The sequence below is a fragment of the Sphingomonas sp. Leaf67 genome (assembly GCF_001421965.1).
Lineage (GTDB): Bacteria > Pseudomonadota > Alphaproteobacteria > Sphingomonadales > Sphingomonadaceae > Sphingomonas.
Genome location: NZ_LMLP01000001.1, coordinates 585780 through 601885, shown reverse-complemented (window position 1 = coordinate 601885; position 16106 = coordinate 585780). Strand labels below are relative to the sequence as shown.

Below are 16106 nucleotides of genomic sequence, written 5' to 3'. Positions count from 1 at the left end.
GGAGACTCCCATGCCGACGAAGACCGTAACCGACGCCAGCTTTTCCGCCGATGTCCTGCAATCCGACAAGCCGGTGCTGGTCGATTTCTGGGCGGACTGGTGCGGCCCGTGCAAGATGATCGCCCCGGCGCTCGAGGAAATCGCCGAAGAACTGGGCGACAAGGTGACGATCGCCAAGGTCGACATCATGGCCAACCCCGACACCGCCGGTTCGATGGGCGTCCAGTCGATCCCGTTGCTCAAGCTGTTCAAGAACGGCCAGCCGGTCGCCGACCTGCTCGGCGCGCGGCCGAAGAGCCAGTTGAAGGCATGGTTAGAGGGTGAGCTGGGCTAAAGGATAGCAAGTTGGGGCGGGCGGTTGGCCCGCCCCAACTTGGCTGTTCAGGATCGACCGTTGCAACGCATCCGATATACGATACGTTCGTGGGTGCGAACAGCGGATGGAGCGCCCGATGTACAAACGAATAATCGTTGCGATGGTCGGTTTGGGTTTGGCCGGTCCGGCCTTTGCGCAATATTCGAATCCGGTGAATGATCGGTACGCCGGGTCATTTCCCGCGCTGTCGTCGGGTCAACTGGATCATTTGATCTATTATCCTGGATACGGCGGTATGACGCCGACCATGAAGCGGCAACGTACCGCCCAAGTCCTTCGGCTGCGCGATTTCGTAGAACAACGTACCGCAGAAAATGGCGGCGCGCTGACCCAGGCCGATCATCAGGAAATATCGCGTCGGTACAGGCGGATCATCGGCGTACGGTGATCTGCCGACGTTCGATCAACTCCGGTAATCGGCGTTGATCGAAATATAGCCGTGCGTCAGGTCGCAGGTCCACACCGTCGCGCGACCTTCGCCGAGATTCAAGTCCACCCCGATCTCGACCTCCTGTCCCCGCAGATGCGCCGCTACTGGCGCTTCGTCATAGCCCGCGACCGCCACACCGCCCTCGGCAACCTGTGTCGTGCCGAAGCGGATCGCCAGCTTGTCGCGCTCGGCCGGTTCGCCGGCCTTGCCGACCGCCATCACCACCCGACCCCAATTCGCGTCCTCGCCGGCAATCGCGGTCTTGACCAGCGGCGAGTTGGCGATGCTCATCGCAATGCGGTGCGCGCTGCCGTCGCTGTCCGCACCCTCGACGGTGACGGCGATGAACTTCGACGCGCCTTCGCCGTCGCGCACCACCAGATGCGCCAGCTGCCGGCACAGGTCGTGCAGCGCCGCCGCGAACGCATCCGCGCCGTCATCGTCGAACGACGTAATCGGCTCGCCCCCCGCCGCACCGGTCGCGAACGCCAGCACCGTGTCGCTGGTCGAGGTATCGCCATCGACCGTGATGCACGAAAAGGTCTGGCGATTGGCGGCCTCCAGCACGCTTTGCAGGAACGCCGGATCGACCGCCGCGTCGGTGAAGACGAAGCCGAGCATCGTCGCCATGTCGGGCGCGATCATGCCCGACCCCTTGATGATCCCGGCCAGCTTGACCGTGCGATCGCCGACCCGCGCGGTCGTGAACGCGCCCTTGGTAAAGGTGTCGGTGGTGCCGATCGTCTCCGCTGCCGCCTCCCAGCCACAGGGTTCGGCGACGAAGGCGGCATCCAGCCCGGCCTCGGCCTTGTCGATCGGCAGCGGCACGCCGATCACCCCGGTCGAGGCGACGAACACGTCGGACGGCTGGCACGCCATCGCCTGCGCGGTGCGCGCAGCGATCGCCTCGACCGCCGCACGGCCCCGGTCGCCGGTGAAGGCGTTCGAGTTGCCGGCATTCACCACCAGCGCCCGCGCCCGGCCGAGCACCAGCGCGCGGCGGCACCATTCGACCTCGGGCGACGGGCATTTGCTGTTGGTCAGCACGCCCGCGACCGCCGTCCCCTCGGCCAGCGTCGCGAAGGTCAGGTCGCACCGGTCCCAATTCTTGTACTGCGCCCGCGCCACCCGCAGCGTCACGCCCCCGATCGGCGGCAGCGCGGGGAAGGGCGTGGCGAGCGGCGATACGGCAGTCGACATGGGCGCGGTGTCCGGTCTAGCCTGCGCCCGATACGGGGCAGGGGGTGGAGATGCGACGGTTCCTACGCATGGGCGCGGCGGTTGCAACGCTTTGTTGTGGGGGCGGGGCCATGGGGCAAACCGATCCGAAGCCGATCGATCCGGCCACCTGGGTGACGCAGGACGATTATCCGGCGGAAGCGCTGAACGCGAATGAATCGGGTACCGTCGTGATGCGCATGGCGATCGATGCGAAGGGTGCGGTCACCGGTTGCACCATCGTGCAGTCGAGCGGTTCGGCGTCGCTCGATACCACCAGTTGCAACGTCATGCGGGAACGCGCCCGGTTCACGCCGGCGACCGACGCCAACGGCCAGCCGACGACGTCGACATTCCAGCGCCGCATCCAGTGGAGCAGCCCGAATGACGTAGCGTCGCCCCTGTCGCCCTTCGCCATGGTCATCCGCTTGACACTGGGCGAGAAGGGAGCCGTTCTGGCGTGCGAGACGACTGGCAGCGGCATGAACGGCGAAAGTTTCCATGCCTGTCAGCAGAAGGACGGGCAGTATACCGGTTTCGCCAATATGGGACTGTCGGGCTTTCGTCCCGGCATCCTGACCCTGTCCAACGTGTTCGAAGTGGACGGGGTACCGTTCAGGCCCGCTCCAGCACGCGGCGCGACCAGCGACATTCCGCCCTATTTCACGCAGATTGAGCGACTGACCGTGGATGCTACGGGCAAGGTTTCGCGCTGTGAACGTCGATCGTCTCGGCGCGATACCATCGAGCCCTGTTCATACCCCGTCGGGTACGAACCGAAACCGGGCCAGCCGGCGCGACACGCGACCATGACCACGAGCATGGCCTTCCAGCCGAAGCAATGACGCGCGCCGGGTGGACGCAGGGCCGCCCATTCCCTATGTCTCAACAACACGCGACCGGGCGACCCGTCGCGAAACCATAACGTTCGGACGTATCGCTTGCGTTTGCTGCTGTTCCTTTCCGCGCTGCTGACGGGCCTGACCGGCCTGCTCCCCGGCGTGGGAGTCGCGAATGCGCGGCAGGTGGCTCAGGCGCAGGTCGTAGCCGCACATGTTGCGGTTGCGGTGGTCGAGGCCGGATCGGCCACGACCGTCCGACCCGTCCAGCCGCTGCTGCGAGACCCACAGCCGCTGTTCCTGACGCCCGCGCCCCATGTCGCGGTCCGCGCACGCACGCTGCGCACCCACGAATAGCGCGCACCCGCGCTTTTCCGACCTTTTCATTCTGCGCAGCCGCCGATTTCCGGCGCGGCGCGCACCGCCTGTATCCAAGGAATTTCGCCCATGTTCGGTGGCCTCGCCAAATCGTTGTTCGGGTCGTCCAACGACCGCTACGTCAAGTCGCTCGGTTCGATCGTCAACAAGATCAACGAGTTCGAACCCGTATTGACCGCCATGTCCGACGCGGACCTCGCCGCGCAGACGCCGAAGTTCCGCGAGCAACTCGCGAATGGCGCGAAGCTCGACTCGCTGCTCCCCGAAGCGTTCGCAACGGTGCGCGAGGCGGCGCGCCGCGTGCTGGGCATGCGCCACTTCGACGTGCAGATGGTCGGTGGCATCGTTCTCCACCGTGGCGAGATCGCCGAGATGCGCACCGGCGAAGGCAAGACGCTGGTCGCGACCCTCGCCTGCTATCTCAACGCGCTGCCGGGGGACGGCGTCCATGTCGTCACCGTCAACGACTATCTGGCACGGCGCGACGCGGCGCAGATGGGGCAGGTCTACGGCTTTCTCGGCCTGACCACCGGCGTGATCGTGCCGAACATCCCCGATCACGAACGCCGCGCCGCCTATGCCGCCGACATCACTTACGGCACCAACAACGAATTCGGTTTCGATTACCTGCGCGACAATATGAAGTTCGACCGCGCGTCGATGACGCAGCGGCCGTTCAACTTCGCCATCGTCGACGAGGTCGATTCGATCCTGATCGACGAGGCGCGCACCCCGCTCATCATCTCCGGCCCGACCGACGACAAGTCCGACCTGTACCGGTCGGTGAACGAGGTCGTGCAGCGGCTGAGCGCGGACGATTACGAAAAGGACGAGAAGCAGAAGTCGATCGTGCTGACCGAGGACGGCACCGAAAAGGTCGAGCGGATGCTGGAGGATGCCGGGCTGCTGTTCGGCGCCAACCTCTACGACTTCGAAAACACGCAGGTCGTGCACCATGTGAATCAGGCGCTGCGCGCGAACATCATGTTCAAGCGCGACACCGATTATATCGTGAAGGACGGCAAGGTCGTCATCATCGACGAATTCACCGGCCGCATGATGGACGGTCGCCGCTGGTCGGATGGCCTGCACCAGGCCGCCGAGGCCAAGGAAGGCGTGAACATCGAGCCGGAGAACCAGACGCTCGCCTCGATCACCTTCCAGAATTATTTCCGCATGTACCCGAAACTGTCGGGCATGACCGGCACGGCGGCGACCGAAGCCCCCGAATTCTTCGACATCTACAAGATGAACGTCGTGTCGATCCCGACCAACGTGCCGGTCCGCCGCGTCGATGAAGAGGACGAATTCTACAAGACGCTCGACGACAAGTTCCGCGCGATCGCCAAGAAGATCCGCGACCATGCGTCGCAGGGGCAGCCGGTGCTGGTCGGCACGGTCTCGATCGAAAAATCGGAACTGCTGTCCGAATTCCTCACCCAGGAAGCCGTCGATCACAAGGTCCTGAACGCCCGCTATCATGAATCCGAAGCGCATATCGTGGCGCAGGCGGGGCGGCTGGGCGCGGTGACCATCGCCACCAACATGGCCGGGCGCGGCACCGACATTCAGCTGGGCGGTAACCTCGAATTCCGGATGCTCGACGAACATCCCGATCTGGTCGAGGGGACGGGCGAATATGACGCCGCCGCCGCGCGCATCCGCGCCGAGATCATCGAGGAAAAGCAGCAGGTGCTGGCGGCCGGCGGGCTGTTCGTGCTCGGCACCGAGCGCCACGAAAGCCGCCGTATCGACAACCAGCTGCGCGGCCGTTCGGGGCGGCAGGGCGATCCGGGCCTGTCGCGATTCTACCTTTGCCTCGACGACGATCTGCTGCGGATTTTCGGGCCGGACACGCTGTTCGCCAAGATGATGCGCAACAATATCGAGGATGGCGAGGCGATCGGCAGCAAGTGGCTGAGCCGCGCGATCGAAACCGCGCAGAAGAAGGTCGAGGCGCGCAATTACGACGTCCGCAAGCAGGTCGTCGAATATGACGACGTGATGAACGACCAGCGCAAGGTCATCTACGAACAGCGCGCCGACGTGATGGATGCCGAGACGGTCGGTGACGTCGTGGTCGACATGCGCCATGCGACGGTCAACACCGTCGTCGGCGACGCCGTCCCGCCCGACAGCTATCCCGAGCAGTGGAATGTCGAAGGGCTGCGCGAACGCGCACAGGAGCTGCTCGGCGTCGATGCGCCGGTCGCCGACTGGATCGCGCACGAGGACGGTCTCGACGCGGAGACGCTCGAGGAACGCATCCGTACCCAAGCCGACGCGCTGGTCGATGCCAAGTCGGCCGAACTCGATGCCGACAGCTGGACGCAGATCGAGAAGTCGATCCTGCTCCAGACGCTCGACCATCACTGGAAGGAGCATCTGGCGATGCTCGACGCGCTGCGGGCGGTGATCCACCTGCGCGCCTATGCGCAGAAGACGCCGATCAACGAGTATAAGCAGGAAGCGTTCGCGCTGTTCGAACGGATGCTCGCCAGTATCCGCGAGGACGTGACCCGGACGATGGCGCACGCCAATTTCAATTTCCAGGCGCCGCCCGAGCTTCCCGAGCTGCCAGATTTTCTGACGATTCATATCGACCCGCTGACCGGCGAGGACGACAGCTGGGGCGGGGAGGGCGCGCAGGGCCTGATCACCACCCGCGTGCCGATGCTGCAGATGGCGGCACCGGTGCCCGACGAGGAACTGGGCGACGATCCTGCCAGCTGGGAAGGCCGCGTCAGCCGCAACGCACCCTGCCCGTGCGGGTCGGGCCGCAAGTACAAGCACTGCCACGGCGCGCTGGTCGCTTAGGCCCCCGGCCGGTCCCGCACCCTACCGTATCCCCGCGGAGGCGGGGATCCAGGCCCAAGAGCGTCCCGGTTCGTAACCCTGGATTCCCGGCTGCGCGGGGATACGATGGATCGCTTGGCGTAATTCGTCAGCGCCATAGAAAAGGCCGCCGTCCCCATGGGAACGGCGGCCTTCCTGTTTCTACCCCTGTCGCAGCTTCATCGCCGTGGTTCGGGCTCCATCACGCTCGGCCCGAGGCTCTGCAACACTGCCCGCGCGTCGAAGGCGCGGATGTTGTTGGCGGGCTTGGGACCCTTGCCCAGCACGATTTCCGCCATCGCCTCATATTTGTCGACGGTGCGGATATCGACCGAGCGGTCGAAGAACGGATCGCCCCAGAACGGGTCCCATGCGCGCCAGCCGAATGCCGGGCTGCGATAGCGCCATGCCGGACCCCAACCGCCCCATCCAAAGCCACCGCCCCAGCCACCGAACCCGCCGACGCCCGGCGTCGAAAAGGTCCGGCTGCGCAAATTGGTGTCGCGGTCGGCCATCAGGAAATAATCATAGCCACGCTCCAGCGTCAGCTGCGCGGCGCGATACAGCAGATACCGCTCGACCGTCTCGCGCGAGGTTAGGCTGTTGCCGGAAAAGCTCACCTGATAGCGGTTCGGCTCGACCTGCTGGTCGCTATAACCGTTGCGATAGAAGCCGGAGCCGGATGCCGGCTGATAGGGAGTCGGCGTCGCGCAGGCGGCGAGTGCCAGCGCTCCGACAAGAGTCGTGCCGATCGCGCGAAGGCGGACACGGTGGGGAGGGTGCAGCAACATCAGTTTCTCCAATGCCGCCATGGCTACCGACCCATGGCGATCGTCCATTGCCGGAACAACGATCTGCCACGGGTTCGGGTCCGTGGACGCAGCACGACGGACCGTGCCGTATCGGAGATTACCCGATGCTGAACGCCGGTTCAGCTGTATATGACGAAGCATTTCCGGGTTCGATCGATCGTCGATCGCAGACGCCGCAAATCGGAAAAAAGGTCACCGCGAGATCGCGGTACCCCTGGCGGGGAAAATCCAAATTTTCCGGTGGTGTCGCTGGCTCCCTGAGTAGGATTCGAACCTACGGCCGCTCGATTAACAGTCGAGAGCTCTACCGCTGAGCTATCAGGGAACAACTGCGAGGCCGCGTCTCTACCAGCGGATTCGGGGTTTGCAAGCGGTTATTTCCGAATTTTCGGAAGAATGCCGGGAGGGTACGGTTTTCCGGGCATTTTGGTCACGGAAGAAGGTGGGGTTCACGCGAAGGCGCGAGGGGCGCGAAGAAGTCAGGTAGATTTTCGCAGAGGCGCGGAGGCGCAGAGAGGGGTAGCACCGAGCGGGTCGCGCGCGAGCGGAAGACCTTGAGCGTTCTGAAAGCATGGAACTCGGCCGCCGGCGCAGGTGCGGGCTGCGTAGATCGCAACCTCTCCGCGCCTCCGCGTCTCTGCGCAAACCAATTTCTTCTTCGTGCCCTTCGGGCAACCCGAACGCTACCCGGCGAATTGCTCCATCGTGATCCGGTCATCGAGCGCGTGTTCGGGGTCGAACAACAGCGTCAGGTCGCGCACCCGGTCGATGACGACATCGACCCGCGCCACGTCGCGCACTTCGCGCTGGTCGGCAACCGCCGATACCGGACGCTTTTCAGGTTCGAGCACCTTCAACGTGATCCGCGCCTTGTCGGGCAGGATCGCCCCGCGCCAGCGCCGCGGCCGGAACGGGCTGATCGGGGTCAGTGCCAGCATCGCCGATCCCATCGGCAGGATCGGGCCGTTGGCCGACAGGTTATATGCCGTCGACCCGGCCGGTGTGGCGGCAAGGATGCCGTCGCATACCAGTTCGGGCATCACCACCCGGTCGTTGACCGACACTTCCAGCTTCGCCGTCTGCCGCGTCTCGCGCAGCAGCGACACCTCGTTGATCGCGGGCAGCACGCGGACATCGCCGTCCATCGTCGTCGCGGTCATGGTCAGCGGCGATACGCGAAACGGCTTGGCGCGGCCCAGCCGCCGGTCCAGCTCGTCCATCCGCCATTCGTTCATCAGGAACCCGACCGTGCCGAGGTTCATGCCGAACACCGGCACCGTCCGCCGCCGTTCCAGCAGCATGTGCAGCACCTGCAACAGGAAGCCGTCGCCCCCCAGTGCGACGATCAGGTCGGCATCCTCGACCCCGCGAAAGTCGTAGCGGGCGCGCAGCGTCTCTTCGGCCGCGCGCGACTGCGCCGTCGGCGATGCGAGCAGGGCAAGGCGCGTCATCCGCCGGTCACGCTCATGTGACGGGCGACGGCCGGGGCGGCCCCGGCTTCGATCCGGAAATCATGCGCGGCGGGCTTGCGCGGCAACGCGGCGTCGAGGGCGGCATCGACCGCATCCAGCCCGCCGGTGCGCAACGCATCCTTCAGATCGACATGATCGTCATGACCGAGGCACAGATACAGCTTGCCCTCGGTCGTCAGCCGGATGCGATTGCACCCGCCGCAGAAATTGTCGGTCAGCGGCGAGATCAGCCCCAGCCGGTTGCCATGTTCGCCCACCCGCCAATAGCGCGCCGGCCCGCCGGTGCGATGCGCGTCACGGGTCAGCGTAAAGCGCTGCGCCAGCGTGTCGAACACCCGCGTCAGCGGCACGAACCGGTCGGTCCGATCCTCGTCGATCGCGCCCAGCGGCATCGTTTCGATCAGCGACAGGTCGTGCCCCTCGCGGCCGCACCAGTCGAGCATCTCGCCGACCTGATCCTCGTTCAGCCCCTTCAGGACCACCATGTTAATCTTCACCGCGATGCCTGCCTCGCGCGCGGCGGCGATGCCGTCGACCACCTGCGCGACGTCGCCGTGCCGTGTCACATAGCGGAAGGTATCGGGGTCGAGACTGTCGAGGCTGACGTTGATCCGCCGGATACCGGCATCGGCCAGCGCGGGAGCATGATCGCGCAGCCGCGTGGCGTTGGTGGTCATGGTCAGTTCGTCGAGTGCGCCGCCGACCATCCCCCCCAGCCGCTGGCACAATTCGGTGACGCCGCGCCGCATCAGCGGTTCGCCGCCCGACAGGCGGATCTTGTCGATACCGCGCGCCACGAACCGCTCGGCGATCAGCGCGATCTCTTCGAGGCTGAGGACCTTGGCACGCGGCAGGAACGTCATCGCCTCCGCCATGCAATATCGGCAACGCAGGTCGCAGCGATCGGTCACCGATATTCGCAGGTACCGGATGGTGCGGCCATGCGCATCGATGAGATTGGGGGCGCAGGACATTGTGGGCCAAGTTAGGGGTGGATGCGGGGCAGGGCAAGGCGCGGGTGCATGGCGCACCGCCAGGATGGCAGCGGGAAGGGGGCTGGCGGCGCATGGCGGGTCTGCGCTTCGCGGACGGGGTGGCTTGCAGGGCACTACCCGGCGACATCGCCATCGTCCGGTGGCGGACCGCAAGTGTCCATTGCCGCCACGCCGGTCGCCTCATACAGTCGGACGATGACGGGGGGCATGACCGGTTGGCAAGGCCACGATGCGACGCGCGAGCGGACGCTGTTCGTGCTGTCATTCCGGCAACGCGACGAACTGGCCGCGATCCTGTCGCGCGGCGGCTGGCACGTCGTCGCCGCCCGCCGGGCCGAGGGTTTGCGCCAGCGCGTCGCCGCCAGCGGTGCGGCGATCGTCATCATCGATGCGCGCGGCGCGGTGCAGGAGGCGATCGCCGCCACCGCCGAACTGGCGCAGGTCGCCGGCCATGGCGACGCATTGCTGGTGTTGGTCGCGCGCGGCGATTCGCCGCAACTGGGCGCGTTGCACGATGCCGGAGCCACCCATTTCCTCGTCAGCCCGATCGCGGCCGACATGTTGTTGCAGGCGGTGCGATCGGCCGAGCGCTACGTCATCCGCATGGGCGGCGGCTGGCACGATCCGCAGGCCGGCGGCGGGGCGGCGCTCGGCTGGCGGCATGACGGCGAACGCGGCACGCTGCAACTGACGCCGGCGCTGGCGGAGGCGCTCGGCCTGCGCGAACTCGGTTCGTCGCGGACCGCGCTGCGCTCGATCGGCCGGGCGGGGCGACGGACGGCGTTGACGGCGATCCGGCGGCTGGGCGACGCACTGCCCGCGACCGCCTTCGCGCACGACCTGCCGGGGCTGGGGCGCGTCGTGCAGCATGTCGCGCGCGACCCGCATACCCATCGGCTGCACGCGCTGGTCGAGCCGCTGACCCGCGTCGGCGATATCGGCGCGGCGGTGCGCGAGGCATTGGGATCGGTGCGCGACCTCGCTGGCGCACGCAGCTGGCTCGACCGCCGGATCAAGGGGGGCGAACTGCCCGGCGCACGGGTGCTCACGATCCGCGGCATCGACGCGATCAACCGGCAACAGGGGCGCGGCGTCGGCGATGCGTTGCTGCGCGCGGTCGAGCGCCGGATCGAGCGCGCGGTGCGCGACGCCGGGGTCGCACGCGCGGCGCTGGCCCGGCTGGGCGGTACCGAATTCGCCGTCCTCCTGCCGCACGGTGCGGACGCCGGCCTGGAAACGGCACTGGCACAGGCACTGGCCCGCCCGTTCGTCGCGGGCAGCACGATGGTGACGTTGCTCCTCGAACAGGCGTTCGGCATCGCCCGCCCCGGCGAGGACGGCGCGGCGCTGCTCGACCGGATGCGCGACGCGCTGCCCGGCGTTCCTGCCGACGACGTGGCGGAGCGCTGGGCGTCCGACGACGACCGCTCGCTGTCCGCCGGCATCCGCCGCGCGATCGACCGGGGTGAGATCGGCATCCGGTTCCAGCCGCAGGTCCATCTGCTGTCGGGTGCCATCGTCGGCGTCGAGGCGCTGGCGCGGTGGGAGCATCCCGATCGCGGCGAACTGGGGGCCGAACTGCTGTTCGCCGCTGCGGCCCATGCCGGGCTGGCGGGGGCGTTGTCGGGGCATGTCCAGCAACTGGCGCTGCGCATCGCCGCCGCGTGGGCACCGCCGCTCGCCCGACTGCGCCTGTCGATCAACGTCACGGCAGAGGATATCGCCCGGCCCGATTTCGCCGAAACGCTGCTCGCCTGCGCCGATGCCAGCGGGTTCCCGCGCGACCGGCTGACCGTCGAGGTGACCGAAAGCGGCCTGATCGCCGAACTGGGCGAGGCCGCCGGGCTGCTCGCGACGCTGCGCGCGGCGGGGTGCCGGGTGGCGATCGACGATTTCGGCACCGGCTATTCCAGCCTCGCCTATCTGAAGGCGCTACCGCTCGATTATCTCAAGCTCGACCGGCGGATGACGCAGGACATCGTCGGGTCGCACCGCGACCGGGTGGTGGTGCGCGGCGTGATCGACATGGCCCGCTCGCTCGACCTGACGATCATCGCCGAGGGGGTCGAGACGGTCGAACAGCGCGACGCGCTCGCGACCGAGGGGTGCCAGCTGTATCAGGGGTTCCTGTGCGCCGAACCGCTGACCGGCCCGGCGCTGGCCGCGCTGCTGGATCAGTAGCGCGCGATCGACAGGTCGGCCGTCTCGATCGCGGCGCGCCTGCCCGACATCAGGTCGGCGATCACCGCCGCCGATCCGCATGCCATCGTCCACCCGAGCGTCCCGTGCCCGGTGTTCAGGAACAGGTTGCCGAACTTCGTCGGTCCGACCACCGGCGTGCTGTCGGGCGTCATGGGCCTGAGGCCGCTCCAGAAACTCGCCCGCGACGTGTCCCCGGCACCGGGGAACAGGCTGCCCAGCGAATATTCCAGCGTTGCCCGCCGCGCTTCGGGCAGGTCGTTGTTGAACCCCGAAATCTCCGCCATGCCGCCCACCCGGATGCGGTCGCCCAGCCGGGTGATCGCGACCTTGTAACTCTCGTCCAGCAGCGTCGACACCGGCGCGCGGCCCGCGTCGACGATCGGCACGGTGATCGAATAGCCCTTCACCGGATACACCGGCACCCGCAACCCCACCGGACCCAGCAGCTGCGGCGAGAAGCTGCCCATCGCCACCAGATACGCGTCGCCGGTCACCGGTCCGGCATCGGTTTCGACGCCGGTGATCCGGTCGCCCTGCCGCACCAGCCGCGTGATCGTCGTCCCCATGCGGAACTCGACCCCGGCATCCGCTGCCATCTTCGCCAGTGCATTGGTGAACTTGAAGCAATCGCCCGTCTCGTCGCCCGGCAGGCGCAGCCCGCCCGCCAGCGGCTGGTTGCTGCCCGCCAGTCCCGGTTCGGCGGCGATGCACCCGGCGCGGTCGAGCACCTCATAGGCGACGCCATCGGCCTTCAGCACCGCGATATCCTTGTCGATCCCCGCCAGCTGCTTTTCCTCGCGGAACAGCTGCAACGTGCCTTGCGACCGCTCGTCATAGGAAATGCCCGTCGCGCCGCGCAGCTCGATCAGCTGGTCGCGGCTGTACTCGGCCAGCCGCACCATCCGCGCCTTGTTCACCGCATAGTCGCGCGCATTGCAGTTGCCGAGCATCGCCACCAGCCAGCGCAACATCGCCAGGTCGAACTGCGGCCGCAGGATCAGCGGGGCGTGTTCCATGAACAGCCACTTCACCGCCTTGGCCGGAATGCCCGGCGCGGCCCATGGTGAGGCATAGCCCGGCGAAATCTCCCCGGCATTGGCGAAGCTGGTCTCCAGCGCCGGCCCCGCCTGCCGGTCGATCACCACGACCTCATGGCCCGCCTGTGCCAGATACCATGCGGAGGTGACCCCGATCACCCCCGCGCCCAGGATCACGACGCGCATTGCACTGCCCCCTCTTGCCGAACGCCCAGAATGCGGCGCGCATGGCGGTGGCGCAGCCCGGTCAGAATTTCATAGGCGATCGTGCCGGCATCGGCGGCGACGCGATCGATCGTCTGGTTCGGTCCGATCAGCTCGGCCCGGCCCGCCGCCGCCAGCACGTCGCCGGGCACGTCGGTCACGTCGATGCAGATGCTGTCCATCGACACCCGCCCGGCGATCGGCGCGCGATAGCCACCGACATAGGCCGCGCCCCGGTTGCTGAGCGATCGCGGCCAGCCATCGGCATAGCCATAGGACAGGGTCGCGATCCGCCGGTCGTGCGCCGCGACCGACGTCAGGCCATAGCCGACCCCGGTCCCCGCCGGAACGTCGCGCCACTGCACGATCCGCGCGTCGAGCGCGACCACCGGCCGCATCGGATTGTCGCGCCCCATCTGCGGTGCCGCGCCGTACAGCGCGATCCCCGGCCGCACCAGATCGCCATGAAATCCGGCACCCAGAAACGCACCGCCCGAATTGGCGAGCGAGCGCGGCGCGGGGGGCAGCATCGCCGCCAGTTCGGCAAACCGCGCCCGCTGCGCCGCGTTCGCAGCCGAATCGGGTTCGTCGCCGCACGCCAGATGGCTCATCACCAGCACGATTTCGAGATCGGCGAGCGGCCCGCCATCCGCCGCCAGCGCCGCCACGTCGCCGGGGGCAAGGCCCAGCCGCGACATGCCGCTGTCGACCTGCACCGCCGCCGGCAATCGCCGCCCGACGATCCGCGCCGCCGCCGCCCAGCGCGCGATGTCCGCCGGGCAGTTGAGCACCGGCACCGCCTCCGCCGCGATCAGCGCCGCTTCCTCGCCCGGCGCGATTCCGTTCAGCACGAACAATTGCGTATCGGCGGGTAGCGACGGCCGCAGCGCGCTCGCCTCCGCCGTCAGCGCGACGAAGAAATCGCGACACCCCGCGCCATACAGCGCCCCCGCGACCAGCGCCGCACCCAGCCCATAGCCATCGGCCTTCACCACCCCTGCGACCCGCGCCGGCGCGGCGGTGCGCGCGACGATCCGGTAATTGGCGGCAAGGGCGTCGAGGTCGATGGTCAACAACGTCATGGCGGCATGATCTCCGATTCCGATCCTAATACCAAATCACGTGCAGAGGATGCGTTTGTCGTGCAGGATCGGTCATATTCGGCCGATTGCGCAACATCCTGCGGCAGGAAAGCAAGATTCGATGAACCTCGACGCGATCGATCGCAAATTGCTGAACCTGCTCCGCCTCGACGCGCGGCGCACCAACAACGCTCTCGCCGCGGAGGTCGGCCTGTCGCCTTCCGCCTGCCTGCGCCGCGTTCGCCTGCTCGAAGAGGCCGGCGTCATTCGCGGCTACACCGTCGTCACCCGCACCGACCCCAACGACCATGGTGCGACCGTGATCGTACAGGTCACGCTGGAGCGCCAGACCGAGGAATATCTCTCCCGTTTCGAAGCCGCGGTGCGCCGCCATGCGGAGATTCAGGAATGCTGGCTGATGACCGGCCAGTCCGATTACTGGCTACGCGTCGCGGTCGATTCGGCGGCGGCCTATGAGGCGCTGCACACCGACATCCTGTCGCGCCTGCCCGGCGTGACGCGGATCAATTCGAGCTTCGCGATGCGGAACGCGCTGATGCCGCGGCGGCGGTAGGCGTTACGCCAAGCCTTGCCGATTATCCGAGCGGCCGTTCGTCCTGAGTAGCCATTGAGCTGTCGAAATGGCGTATCGAAGGACCGTTCGTGGCAGGTGCTTCGATACGGGTCTTCGAGTTCGCCCAGCCTCTACTCAGCACGAACGGCTGCGGAGTAACACTCGAATCCCCAACAACCCCGTTCGGTTCGAGCAGCTTCGAGCGAAGTCGAGAAGTGTCCGTCGAGAACTTGGTCGTTCGGGACAACCCCTTCTCGACTACGGTTCTCGACAAGCTCGAACCTTCGCTCGAAGCAAACGGAAGGGGCAAGGGGCAGCATGAAAGCCCAGGCCCCGAAAACCCAACCCTATCGCAACCGCGCCAGCTTCTCCGCGGTCCGCACGTCATGCGCAACCACCGCACCGCTCAACCGCTCGATCAACCCGATCAGCCCGCCGCCGCGCACCGCGCTCTCCGGTGCCAGCAACTCGCTGCCCCATTCGCGGGCCAGTGCCTCGATCTGCCCGGTCCGGTCGACCGTCACCGATCGGAACGGCAGCAGCGTCGCGGGGGAGGCAAAGCGATCCGCCCCCGCCTCCATCGTCGGGTTGACCAGAATCGCCCCCGCCACCCGTTCGACATAATGGGCGGGCGACAGCCGCGCCCACCACGCCGCCGCACGGCATCCGGCGCCGTGCGCCAGCAGGATCACCTGCCGATCGGCCTCCCCGACGAACCGGTCGATCCGCGCACCCAGCAGGTTGCGATCCCCATCGGTCTGTCGCCCCAGCGGCAACAGGGTCGCGCGCAACCGGTCCACCGCCTCGCGCAGCACGGGCGGCGGTGCCCCGTCGGACAGGGCAAGAACCGAACAGCGGGCAGCAGCAATCGCGACCATGGTTTCGTCTCCCGTTCAGGATATCGACAGGAAAGCTACCACAGCGGTGAACCGGCGCAACCGTGTTGGGGGCTGCAAGGCGGTCAAGCGATCCTTCGCCACCACGAACCGCGCGGCGGCCGCGGTTCACACGCCGCCACCGGCCGATCACAGCGGCAGCGCCGTCGTCGATTTGACCTCCTCCAGCACCGCATAGGTCCGCGTTTCGCGCACCCCCGGCACGGTCGTCAGCGTCCGGCCGAGGAACGCGCGATAGGCCGCCATGTCAGCCATGCGAACCTTCAACAGATAGTCGAAACCGCCCGCAACCATATGACATTCCAGCACTTCGGGCAGGTCGCGAACGTGATGACCGAATGCGGTGAACACGTCGTCGGTCGTCCGGTCGAGCAGCACTTCGATGAATACCAGCAGCGACCGGTCGAGTTTCTCCGGGTCGAGCAGCGCGGCATAACCGCGAATGACGCCGCTTTCCCGCAACCGTCGCACCCGTTCGAAACAGGCAGCGGGGGAGATGCCGCACTGCGCCGCCAGCGCCTGATTGGTGATGCGCCCGTCACCCTGTAGCACGCGCAGCAGCTTGCGGTCGGTCTGGTCCATCGGGCTTCCCTTGTTTGGCCCAAGCATGATCTCCCCCTCGTCATCCCGGCGCAGGCCGGGATCCACCGATCCGCAACATCGACGGCGTCGGCACCTGCGGAACCATGGATCCCGGCCTGCCCCGGGATGACGATGGATAATGAATATTCTGGCGGCGAACGTCCGGAATGGGCA

At 67.0% G+C, this 16106-nt stretch carries 15 protein-coding genes and 1 tRNA gene; 7 read left to right on the top strand and 9 right to left on the bottom strand.

Translation table 11 applies throughout. From position 1 onward, the window contains the following. Positions 1-10: 10 nt before the first annotated feature. Complete coding sequence (gene trxA, locus ASE90_RS02945; RefSeq protein WP_055995696.1) at positions 11-334, top strand: thioredoxin; 324 nt, start codon at positions 11-13, stop codon at positions 332-334. A gap of 106 nt (positions 335-440) precedes the next feature. Beyond that, complete coding sequence (locus ASE90_RS02940) at positions 441-764, top strand: hypothetical protein (protein WP_156361393.1); 324 nt, start codon at positions 441-443, stop codon at positions 762-764. Between the two features lie 15 nt (positions 765-779). Here ASE90_RS02940 and argJ read toward each other — a convergent pair whose 3' ends face one another. Further along, positions 780-2006: a bifunctional glutamate N-acetyltransferase/amino-acid acetyltransferase ArgJ gene (gene argJ, locus ASE90_RS02935; protein ID WP_055995690.1), complete on the bottom strand. Its 1227-nt coding sequence runs from the start codon at positions 2004-2006 to the stop codon at positions 780-782. Positions 2007-2116: 110 nt separating this feature from the next. On the opposite strand from argJ, the gene ASE90_RS02930 reads away from it, so the two are divergent. The 3 genes from ASE90_RS02930 to secA all read left to right on the top strand — a co-directional run bounded on the left by ASE90_RS02930 (position 2117) and on the right by secA (position 6058). Continuing rightward, positions 2117-2869 (top strand): energy transducer TonB, encoded by a 753-nt coding sequence (locus ASE90_RS02930; protein WP_055995686.1) that lies wholly within the window; start codon positions 2117-2119, stop codon positions 2867-2869. 102 nt (positions 2870-2971) lie between these two features. Then, positions 2972-3220: a hypothetical protein gene (locus ASE90_RS02925; RefSeq protein WP_055995683.1), complete on the top strand. Its 249-nt coding sequence runs from the start codon at positions 2972-2974 to the stop codon at positions 3218-3220. A 90-nt stretch (positions 3221-3310) separates the two neighbouring features. Next, positions 3311-6058, top strand: a complete 2748-nt coding sequence (gene secA / locus ASE90_RS02920; RefSeq protein ID WP_055995680.1) for a preprotein translocase subunit SecA — start codon at positions 3311-3313, stop codon at positions 6056-6058. A 197-nt stretch (positions 6059-6255) separates the two neighbouring features. Here the strand turns inward: secA and ASE90_RS02915 are convergent, their stop codons facing one another. The 4 genes from ASE90_RS02915 to moaA all read right to left on the bottom strand — a co-directional run bounded on the left by ASE90_RS02915 (position 6256) and on the right by moaA (position 9334). After that, positions 6256-6915 (bottom strand): CC0125/CC1285 family lipoprotein, encoded by a 660-nt coding sequence (locus tag ASE90_RS02915; RefSeq protein WP_055995677.1) that lies wholly within the window; start codon positions 6913-6915, stop codon positions 6256-6258. A gap of 223 nt (positions 6916-7138) precedes the next feature. Further along, positions 7139-7213, bottom strand: a tRNA-Asn gene (locus ASE90_RS02910). 358 nt (positions 7214-7571) lie between these two features. After that, positions 7572-8339 (bottom strand): NAD kinase, encoded by a 768-nt coding sequence (locus ASE90_RS02905; protein ID WP_055995674.1) that lies wholly within the window; start codon positions 8337-8339, stop codon positions 7572-7574. Beyond that, positions 8336-9334: a GTP 3',8-cyclase MoaA gene (gene moaA / locus ASE90_RS02900; RefSeq protein WP_055995671.1), complete on the bottom strand. Its 999-nt coding sequence runs from the start codon at positions 9332-9334 to the stop codon at positions 8336-8338. Before moaA ends, ASE90_RS02905 begins: the two co-directional genes overlap by 4 nt. Positions 9335-9562: 228 nt before the next feature. On the opposite strand from moaA, the gene ASE90_RS02895 reads away from it, so the two are divergent. Continuing rightward, positions 9563-11536 carry an EAL domain-containing protein gene (locus tag ASE90_RS02895; RefSeq protein WP_200910768.1) on the top strand — a complete coding sequence of 658 codons (1974 nt, stop codon included), beginning with the start codon at positions 9563-9565 and terminating at the stop codon, positions 11534-11536. On the opposite strand, the gene ASE90_RS02890 is transcribed toward ASE90_RS02895, so the two are convergent. Together ASE90_RS02890 and alr are read right to left on the bottom strand one after the other, a co-directional pair. After that, the gene (locus tag ASE90_RS02890; RefSeq protein ID WP_055995665.1) at positions 11530-12780 is read right to left on the bottom strand and encodes a D-amino acid dehydrogenase; all 1251 of its coding nucleotides are present in this window, start codon (positions 12778-12780) and stop codon (positions 11530-11532) included. The genes ASE90_RS02895 and ASE90_RS02890 overlap by 7 nt on opposite strands. Continuing rightward, positions 12768-13880: an alanine racemase gene (gene alr / locus ASE90_RS02885; RefSeq protein ID WP_055995662.1), complete on the bottom strand. Its 1113-nt coding sequence runs from the start codon at positions 13878-13880 to the stop codon at positions 12768-12770. The genes ASE90_RS02890 and alr overlap by 13 nt, the downstream gene beginning before the upstream one ends. A 121-nt stretch (positions 13881-14001) precedes the next feature. On the opposite strand from alr, the gene ASE90_RS02880 reads away from it, so the two are divergent. Beyond that, positions 14002-14454, top strand: a complete 453-nt coding sequence (locus tag ASE90_RS02880; protein ID WP_055995659.1) for an Lrp/AsnC family transcriptional regulator — start codon at positions 14002-14004, stop codon at positions 14452-14454. A 347-nt stretch (positions 14455-14801) separates the two neighbouring features. Here the strand turns inward: ASE90_RS02880 and ASE90_RS02875 are convergent, their stop codons facing one another. After that, the gene (locus ASE90_RS02875; RefSeq protein WP_055995656.1) at positions 14802-15332 is read right to left on the bottom strand and encodes an alpha/beta hydrolase; all 531 of its coding nucleotides are present in this window, start codon (positions 15330-15332) and stop codon (positions 14802-14804) included. 147 nt (positions 15333-15479) lie between these two features. Then, positions 15480-15959, bottom strand: coding sequence for an Lrp/AsnC ligand binding domain-containing protein (locus tag ASE90_RS02870; protein WP_055997169.1), 480 nt, complete (start codon positions 15957-15959; stop codon positions 15480-15482). Between the last annotated feature and the right edge of the window lie 147 nt (positions 15960-16106).

Bases quoted from the DNA above. Each gene is read 5' to 3' on its own strand.
- trxA (WP_055995696.1), top strand. From the start codon at position 11: ATGCCGACGAAGACCGTAACCGACGCCAGCTTTTCCGCCGATGTCCTG.
- ASE90_RS02940 (WP_156361393.1), top strand. From the start codon at position 441: ATGGAGCGCCCGATGTACAAACGAATAATCGTTGCGATGGTCGGTTTG.
- argJ (WP_055995690.1), bottom strand. From the start codon at position 2,006: ATGTCGACTGCCGTATCGCCGCTCGCCACGCCCTTCCCCGCGCTGCCG.
- ASE90_RS02930 (WP_055995686.1), top strand. From the start codon at position 2,117: ATGGGGCAAACCGATCCGAAGCCGATCGATCCGGCCACCTGGGTGACG.
- secA (WP_055995680.1), top strand. From the start codon at position 3,311: ATGTTCGGTGGCCTCGCCAAATCGTTGTTCGGGTCGTCCAACGACCGC.
- ASE90_RS02915 (WP_055995677.1), bottom strand. From the start codon at position 6,915: ATGGACGATCGCCATGGGTCGGTAGCCATGGCGGCATTGGAGAAACTG.
- ASE90_RS02905 (WP_055995674.1), bottom strand. From the start codon at position 8,339: ATGACGCGCCTTGCCCTGCTCGCATCGCCGACGGCGCAGTCGCGCGCG.
- moaA (WP_055995671.1), bottom strand. From the start codon at position 9,334: ATGTCCTGCGCCCCCAATCTCATCGATGCGCATGGCCGCACCATCCGG.
- ASE90_RS02895 (WP_200910768.1), top strand. From the start codon at position 9,563: ATGACCGGTTGGCAAGGCCACGATGCGACGCGCGAGCGGACGCTGTTC.
- ASE90_RS02890 (WP_055995665.1), bottom strand. From the start codon at position 12,780: ATGCGCGTCGTGATCCTGGGCGCGGGGGTGATCGGGGTCACCTCCGCA.
- alr (WP_055995662.1), bottom strand. From the start codon at position 13,880: ATGACGTTGTTGACCATCGACCTCGACGCCCTTGCCGCCAATTACCGG.
- ASE90_RS02880 (WP_055995659.1), top strand. From the start codon at position 14,002: ATGAACCTCGACGCGATCGATCGCAAATTGCTGAACCTGCTCCGCCTC.
- ASE90_RS02875 (WP_055995656.1), bottom strand. From the start codon at position 15,332: ATGGTCGCGATTGCTGCTGCCCGCTGTTCGGTTCTTGCCCTGTCCGAC.
- ASE90_RS02870 (WP_055997169.1), bottom strand. From the start codon at position 15,959: ATGCTTGGGCCAAACAAGGGAAGCCCGATGGACCAGACCGACCGCAAG.